This is a genomic window from Collinsella sp. AF37-9 (assembly GCF_003475115.1).
GTDB lineage: Bacteria > Actinomycetota > Coriobacteriia > Coriobacteriales > Coriobacteriaceae > Collinsella.
This window is the reverse complement of sequence record NZ_QROQ01000021.1, coordinates 38,777-46,621: the sequence shown is the minus strand read 5'-3', so window position 1 is coordinate 46,621 and position 7,845 is coordinate 38,777. Positions and strand designations below refer to the sequence as shown.

Sequence of the window (7,845 nt, the reverse complement as noted above, 5' to 3'; positions counted from 1 at the left end):
CGGCGTAGTCGCTATTTATTCAGTCCAAGTTTCGGGGCGCAGTTCACTGTTCCCTTTGTGGTGGTTTTTGGCGCGGATGGGTTAGTTGAGGGCGGCTCGGGCTAGGCGAGCTTCGGCGTCCTCCTCGGTGACGCCCAAGGCCACGGCGAACTCCTCGATGGAGCGGCGCTTGGCCTCCTTGAGTACGCGCATGTAGTAGGAGCTGGGCTTTTTATCGGCTTCCTCGGCCTGGCGAATGCGGTGCATCATGGTCTTTGCCACGCGGACCGTCTCGGGCGCGCCCAGCTTGAGCTGCTGCTTAAAGTGTGTCTCTTCAAGCGAGCTGTTGCGCTCGGTAAAGGTGTCGCACTCCAGCTCGTCATAGTGGCTCAGCAGATGCTCGGCATCTTGCTGAGAGATGGCGGCATGCAGACGGTCGGCCTGCGCCACGGGGTACATAAGGATCGTCTGCGCATGCCCCTGCTTGGCCTCGAGCAACAACATGGGCTGCGGCGTGTCGTCCCTAAAACCGACGACGGTGCAGACTCCCTGACCCGGATGAATGACGTGTTGACCGATTGAGAACATGCTACCTCCAACTTATACGAATTTACGTATGTCTAGAATAACACGCTGACGTGCGCAAATCCTCGCTTTATGCAGGAAAAGCACACAACTCCGATAGGTAAGAGTATTCGATAAAAGACACAGCTCGTTCACACCTTTATGCATTTTCAACGCGTGCATAATCTGCAGGCAGACCGGCATCTTTGAGTGAGTCCATACAAGCTGTAGTCAATTTTGTGCATATGCAATTTCGATTGGCTTTACCCTGCGACAGTGCCCGTCGCTTGTGATAGAGTGCTACAAACTCTGGCTTTTGCCCTACGAGCGACCAAGAGCTCGGGGGCTTTAACACAAGGAGGATCTATGCCCGAGAAGATTGAAGAGCTGGTACGCGCTGCGCTTGCTGCGGCCCAGGAGGCCGGCGACCTTTCCGCATTTGAACTTGACGATTGCGCTATCGAGCGACCGGCTGATACTTCTCATGGCGAGTGGACCTCTACCATGGCCCTGAAGTCCGCCAAGCTGGCCCACTGCGCCCCGCGTAAGATCGCCGAGGCCATTGTTGCCCATATGCCCGAGGACCCCGCGATCGAGAAGGTCGAGATCGCAGGCCCCGGCTTCATCAACTTCTACCTCTCCGTCGCCGTCAAGAATGCCATCTTTGGCGAGGCTCGCGAGAAGGGCATGGACTTCGCTAAGTCCAACGTTGGTGGTGGCCTGAAGACCCAGGTCGAGTTCGTTTCCGCCAACCCCGTCGGCCCCATGCACATCGGCCATGGCCGCTGGGCCGCGCTGGGCGACTCGCTCTGCCGTGTTATGGACCACGCCGGTTACGACATCCAGCGTGAGTTCTACATCAACGATCACGGCTCTCAGATGAACACCTTCGGCAACTCCATCAGCACGCGCTATATGCAGCTTGCCGACATCATCGCCAAGCAGGGCGTTGATATCGACGAGGCTCACAAGCTGCTGATCGCCGACCGCGACGCCTTTGTTGCCGACGAGAACGACGAGCACCCCGAGACCCATCCGTATCAGGACAACTTTGCCGAGACTCTGGGCAAGGACTCCTACGGCGGCGACTACATCATCGACGAGGCTGCCGAGTTCTGGCGCACCGACGGCGATAAGTGGGTCGACGCCGATCCCCAGGAGCGCATGGAGAGCTTCCGCGAGCGCGGCTACGTAAAGATGGTCGACAACATGCGCGACCTCTGCCACGCCGTCAATTGCGACTTCGATCGTTGGTACTCCGAGCGTTCGCTGTACGTGAAGGACACCGAGGGCGAGACCGCCGGTACCTCCGCCGTCGACCGCGCTTTTGAGAAGCTCGACAAGATGGGCTACCTCTACACCAAGGACGGCGCCCTGTGGTTCCGCTCCACCGACCTGGGCGATGACAAGGACCGCGTCCTGATCAAGTCCGACGGCGAGTACACCTACTTCGCCTCCGACGTTGCCTATCACTGGGATAAGTTCCAGCGCGTCGACCACGTCATCGACATCTGGGGCGCCGACCACCACGGCTACATCGAGCGCGTCCGCTGCGTCTGCGACGCTCTTGGCTATCCCGGAAAGTTTGAGGTTCTGCTGGGCCAGCTCGTCAACCTGCTGCGCAACGGCAAGCCCGTCCGTATGTCCAAGCGCAAGGGCACCATGGTGACCCTGCAGGAGCTCGTCGACGAGGTCGGTTCCGATGCCGCTCGCTACACGCTCATCTCCAAGAGCTCCAACCAGATGGTCGACTTCGACATCGAGGCCGTTAAGAAGCGCGACAACTCCAACCCGGTGTACTACGTGCAGTACGCTCACGCTCGCGTCTGCTCCATCCTGCGCCGTGCCGCTGACGTAACGCCTGAGCAGGCCGACGAGATGGGCATGAAGGCCGTTGCCGCCAAGGCCATCGGTGAGAACGTCGATTACTCGCTGTTGACCGACCCGACCGAGCTCGCCCTTTCGCGTAAGCTCAACGAGCTCACCGACCTGATCGCCAGCTGCGCTCGCGACCGCGCCCCGTTCCGTCTGACGCACTTTGCCGAGGAACTCGCTGGTGACTTCCACAGCTTCTATGCTGCCTGCCAGGTGCTGCCGAGCGAGGGCCGTCCCGTCGACCCCGAGCTTTCGCGTGCCCGTCTGGCCGCTTGCGACGCCGTCCGCGTGACGCTCGCCCTGGTGCTCACCCTCGTTGGTGTCTCCGCTCCCGAGCAGATGTAAGCTACGGGTCATTTGACCGCGCAGGTTTGGTTTAACTGAGCCTTGAAAGTCCGATCTCCCATATGGAGGTCGGGCTTTTTGCGTTTGGTGAGACTATTTGGTTTGCTGGGAAATGCTACCAAATCGCAACTATACCGGTTTACGGGGCTGAATCGCCAACTGGCGACCATGGTGCCAATGGCAAAATTAAACCCGCAGGTAGATGGCTTATTGTTTCTAGAAAATGCAGGGCATGGTTGGCTTGCAGCATTCTGGCCCCGTAATCCGGCGTAGTTTTGAAAATTGTCCCTTGGGGACGGAGGAAAATGGATCATTTTTGTCTCGCGGAGGGGTGGCGGGATACCGTCCGCCACGAATTGGGCTCATCTCCTACGTTTGGACGCATATCCCGAACCATGCCGAAAAGTACGATATTAAAACCGCAGGTAGCAGACTCGTTGTTTTTGAAAAAACAAGGGTATGGTCAGGGGCTCGGGTGCAAACGTAGTAGATGGGCGCGATTTGTGGCGCGGCTATTCCGGGTGCCACGGCTTCACTCCTCTGGCGCGACATTTCAAGGCGCTTTTGAGGAGGAGTGTCCCTGATGACTGGGCGTTTAAGAACGTCCAATGACTAAGTTGCAGGTGGTTGCGGTTGTGTTACACTAACGCTGCGTATATGACGCAATCATCTCGATACAGATCAATGATGTCCGTCGTTTTGAACGGAACTAGACTGTTTAGCCGCCCTGAAGGTTTATGCAGGGAGCATGTGATCACAGGGCTTGAAAAGAAAGTTGAGCAAACACTGTGTCTGATCAACAGCAAGAAAACGAAATAACGACGACGCAGGCCGCTCCCGCTGCACCGGTTGCGTCGGACCAGGTCGCGGCGCCCGCGCAAGCCTCGGCTCCTGAGACGCCTAAGGCTGCTTCGACGCCTACGCCTGCAGCGGCTGAGAAGGCCGTGCCTGCAACTGGTGAGGAGGCTGCTCCGGCAAAGCCCAAGCGCACGCGCCGCACGGCCAAGCCTGCCGCTGACGGCGAGGAGGTCACCAAGCCAAAGCGCCGTACCACGCGCACGACGCGCGCCAAGCTCACCGTTGCAGCTGACTCCTCGGCGCCGATTTCCGATGAGGTCGCGCAGGCACGTGCGTTGGCGCAGATTAGCGAGGCTCAGGTGGTGCGCGCCCGCCGTCGTGCTGCCGAGCGCGAGGCCGCGGCTCTGACCGAGCTTGCAGCTCCGTCTGTGCCCGAGACGCCTGCCGCCACCGAGACTCCTGTCGCCGACCAGCCGACCGAGAAGCCGGTACCGCGCACACGCCGTCGCACGGCTGCTAAGGCCGAGCAGGTTGCTGAACAGGTAACCCCCGAGCTCGCTGAGGCTTCGGTCCGTTCCGCGGCAGGGGAGGGCACATCGCCTGTTGAGCCCGCTGCGCCTGTCGAGGCCAGCGAAGTTCCCGTTGTCGATCCGGCTTTGCGCCCGCACCGTCGCGGTCGCAAGCCCAAGGCCTTTGTCGAGGCCGAGAAGGCCGCAGCCGCAGCCGCCGCCGCTCGGGATGCTGCGGCGACCGCCGAGTCTGCAACCGCTGCCGATGCACCCGTCCAGGATGCTACGACTTCCGAGGCCGCTCCCGCCGATGTCGAGCCCGCCGACGTCCGTCCTGGTCGCAGCCATCGTACTGCTGCTAAGCGCACGTCCAAGGCTAAGGCTGCCAAGAAGGGTGCGTCCGAGGATTCCGCCGAGACGACCGCCGATGCATCGACTGATGCCGCCGAGCCCCAAGACGTCGAACAGTCTGCGTCCGAGAAGCCCAAGCGCGGTCGTAAGAAGTCCGCTAAGGCCAAGGCGTCCGAGCAGCAGGCTGATGCCGAAGCGCAGATTGATTCCGGCGCCGAGGCCAATGACGCCGCTGCGGCCAATGTTGGCACCGCCGCAACCGATGGTGCCGCCCCCGCTGAGGGCGAAGACGGCACTCGTCCCAACCGTCGCCAGCACAAGCGCAACGACGAGCGCAACGAGCGTAAGGACGACCGCAACAACGACCGTCGCAACCGCCAGCGCGATCGCAAACAGCGCAACAAGGAGCGTAATGCCGCTCCCACCGAGCCCACGCTTTCGCGCGAGGAACTCGCGGCCATGAAGGTCGCTGAGCTGCGCGAGAAGGCTAAGGAGTTCGAGATCGAGACGACCGGCAAGAAGAAGGCCGAGCTCGTCGAGGAAATCTACGTCACCGCTGCGAAGGCCGAGGGCTTCCGCGACATCAAGGGCATTCTGCAGATTCGCCCGGACAGCTCCGGCATCATCCACGCCCATGGCTACATGAAGTCCAACGACGACGCCTTCGTGCCCGCCTACCTCATCCGCTCCGCGCGCCTGCGCACGGGCGACGTCATCGAGGGCTCGCTGCGTCCTTCGCGCGGCGGCGACAAGCGCGCCGGCCTCGCCAAAATCACGACCGTCAACGGTCTGGACCCCGAGCAGATTCGCAACCGTCCCAAGTTCGGCGACCTCACCCCGGTCTATCCCAACGAGCCGTTGCGCATGGAGCACGGCAAGGACTCTATTACCGGCCGCGCCATCGACATCGTGTCACCGATCGGCAAGGGCCAGCGCGGCCTGATCGTGTCCCCGCCCAAGGCCGGCAAGACCACGATCCTCAAGAAGATCTGCCAGTCTATCTCGATTAACAACCCCGAGGTGCACCTCATCTGCCTGCTCGTCGACGAGCGCCCCGAAGAGGTCACCGATATGCAGCGTTCCATCAAGGGTGAGGTTGTGGCGTCGACCTTCGATATGCCTGCCGACAACCACACCCGCGTGGCAGAGCTCGTCATTGAGCGCGCCAAGCGCATCGTGGAGCTGGGTGGCGATGTTGTGGTGGTGCTCGACTCCATCACGCGTCTTGCCCGTGCCTACAACTTGGCGGCGCCCGCCTCAGGCCGCATCCTTTCGGGCGGCGTCGATTCGGCGGCCCTGTATCCGCCCAAGCGCTTCCTGGGTGCAGCCCGCAATATCGAGAACGGCGGCTCGCTCACCATCCTGGCCTCTGCCCTCATCGACACCGGTTCCAAGATGGACGAGGTCATTTTCGAGGAGTTCAAGGGCACCGGCAACATGGAGCTTAAGCTCGACCGCGACCTGGCCGACCGCCGCATCTTCCCGGCTATCGACCCCGTTGCCTCCGGTACGCGTAACGAGGACCTGTTGGTCGACGAGCAGATGCGCCCGTTTGTCTTTGGTCTGCGTCGCATTCTTGCCGGCATGAACAACACCGAGCGCGCGGCCGCATCGTTTATCAAGGGTCTTAAGGGCACCAACACCAACCAGGAGTTCCTGGTGCGTTCGGCCAAAAAACACAGCGACTACGAGCAGACGTTTTAGACCATAACTGCGCGCAAAGCTGCCATAAGAATGGGCAATAGGGCCGGGGTTTTATATCCCGGCCCTTCCTTTATGGTGCCACTCGGCAACATTTTTTGACCTTATGACCGACAAGCAGCGGTTTTCGAGCCACAATCCGGCATCGCCGCTTGCAATCGGAGGGTCGGTTTCGCATAATAACTTTTAAGCTTCGCGACGGAAAACGCAGATGAAACGAACCATATACCGTTGCTTTGGGACGCATGTCCCGCTTCATCTTCTCTCGCGCAGCCAACTGAATGATGCGATTTGGGTGCTGGAAGATGGGGAGAGCTCATGGCTTCTTCTGATGCAACACAACGAGCAGTCCTTGCCGGACTTTCCTGCGGGATCGGCCTTGCCGCCCCCGTGGTGATGTATGCCGCGACGCTGCCGTTCTCGTCGGTCAACGAGACGGTTGTCGCGGGCGCTGTTCCCTTTGCCGTCGGTGCGGTGGCGGGCGTGGGCATCTATGCCGCCTCGCTGGGTATCTCCGAGTACCGTGCGCAGCGTGAAGAGCGTCTGTTCCAGCCCGATGCCATGGGCGGTGCCGCCAATCTCAATCAGCATCAAAGCGAGTTCAAGACCGCCTCGATTCCAGCTCAGCAGCAGGATGCGACTCCATATGCTGCCGCTTCTGCTTCTCAGGCTCAGTCGGAGCAGTCTACCTCGGCATTCCTTTCCGGCCTGACTGGTGCGTTCCAGCGCCGTCATGCCGATGATGGTGTCCCTACCATCGCTCGAGCCGCAGATGCCATGGACGAGGCCGAGGCTTGGTCCATGATCGACAGTATGCTCGACGACGATTCGCCGGTGAGCTGCGACCCTGCGCGCTCGCGCGACGTCTATCAAGTCGCCATCGACGAGCTCACCAACGGCGGGCAGACCGGCTCCTTCAATCGCGACGACATCGCCGCCGCGGCACGCGCCGTGTCTGGCTCCCAGGCCGCCCCTGCGGGCAGCACGGCGGCTTTCGTGGCACTCGTTGCCAGCGCGGCAGTCAATAACGCCTACAGCGCTACCTCGGCGGACGCGAACGCTTCTGCCGATAATTCGTACGTTGATGAAGCCATGACCGCGGACGAGGAGGCTGTTGCCGCCCGCCGTGCCGCCGAAAGCTCGCTTTGGGGCGCTCCTGCCCAGCAGCAGGCGGCTGAGGCTGCGCCGTACAACGCAAACCTCGCCAGCATGCCTATCATTTCCGGTGCCGCGGACATCGATCTCGATGACCTCGATGAGCCTGCAGCCATCACCGCATCGATTGATGCCCAAGATCGCATCGACACCGGCGACCTTCCGGACGCCTCGCTCGAGGTTGATGTCCCCATGGCCGACTACTCGGGCCACGAGGACATGTGGGCCGCCGCCACCGCGATTCTGGATGAGATCGACGAGCCTGCTCCTGTTACGGCCCCCGCTCCCGTCGCTGCCCCTCAGCCTGCTGCCCCCGCCTATGTCGGCCGTCACAGCGCCGTGTTCCCCGAGGATACCGCCCGTATCTCGCGCGAGAGCATCGAGCGAGCCGAGGCTATTGCCGCCGGCATTATGGAAAATCGTCGTCACGAGCGCGTCAATCAGATCCTCGAAGAAGAGATCGAGCGCCTGCAGTCCTCTACCGCCAAGCGTACGGGCCGTGCCTATCTGAGCGTTATCGAGGGCGGTACCGCCAGCTTCGCGCCGCTCCGCGCGGAGGCATAACTTC

General features: G+C 61.3%; 4 protein-coding genes. 3 read left to right on the top strand and 1 reads right to left on the bottom strand.

The window, feature by feature from the left end:
* Positions 1 to 81 precede the first annotated feature (81 nt).
* Positions 82 to 567 carry a CarD family transcriptional regulator gene (locus DW024_RS07205; RefSeq protein ID WP_118377348.1) on the bottom strand — a complete coding sequence of 162 codons (486 nt, stop codon included), beginning with the start codon at positions 565 to 567 and terminating at the stop codon, positions 82 to 84.
* Positions 568 to 909: 342 nt separating this feature from the next.
* Between DW024_RS07205 and argS the strand changes: the two genes are divergently transcribed.
* The 3 genes from argS (at position 910) to DW024_RS07190 (ending at position 7,841) form a co-directional block, all read left to right on the top strand.
* On the top strand, positions 910 to 2,763 hold the full coding sequence (argS, locus tag DW024_RS07200; protein ID WP_117655689.1) for an arginine--tRNA ligase: 1,854 nt from the start codon (positions 910 to 912) through the stop codon (positions 2,761 to 2,763).
* A gap of 788 nt (positions 2,764 to 3,551) precedes the next feature.
* Positions 3,552 to 6,125 (top strand): transcription termination factor Rho, encoded by a 2,574-nt coding sequence (gene rho, locus DW024_RS07195; RefSeq protein WP_233541355.1) that lies wholly within the window; start codon positions 3,552 to 3,554, stop codon positions 6,123 to 6,125.
* A gap of 315 nt (positions 6,126 to 6,440) precedes the next feature.
* Complete coding sequence (locus DW024_RS07190; protein ID WP_118377347.1) at positions 6,441 to 7,841, top strand: hypothetical protein; 1,401 nt, start codon at positions 6,441 to 6,443, stop codon at positions 7,839 to 7,841.
* The last annotated feature ends 4 nt before the right edge of the window (positions 7,842 to 7,845 follow it).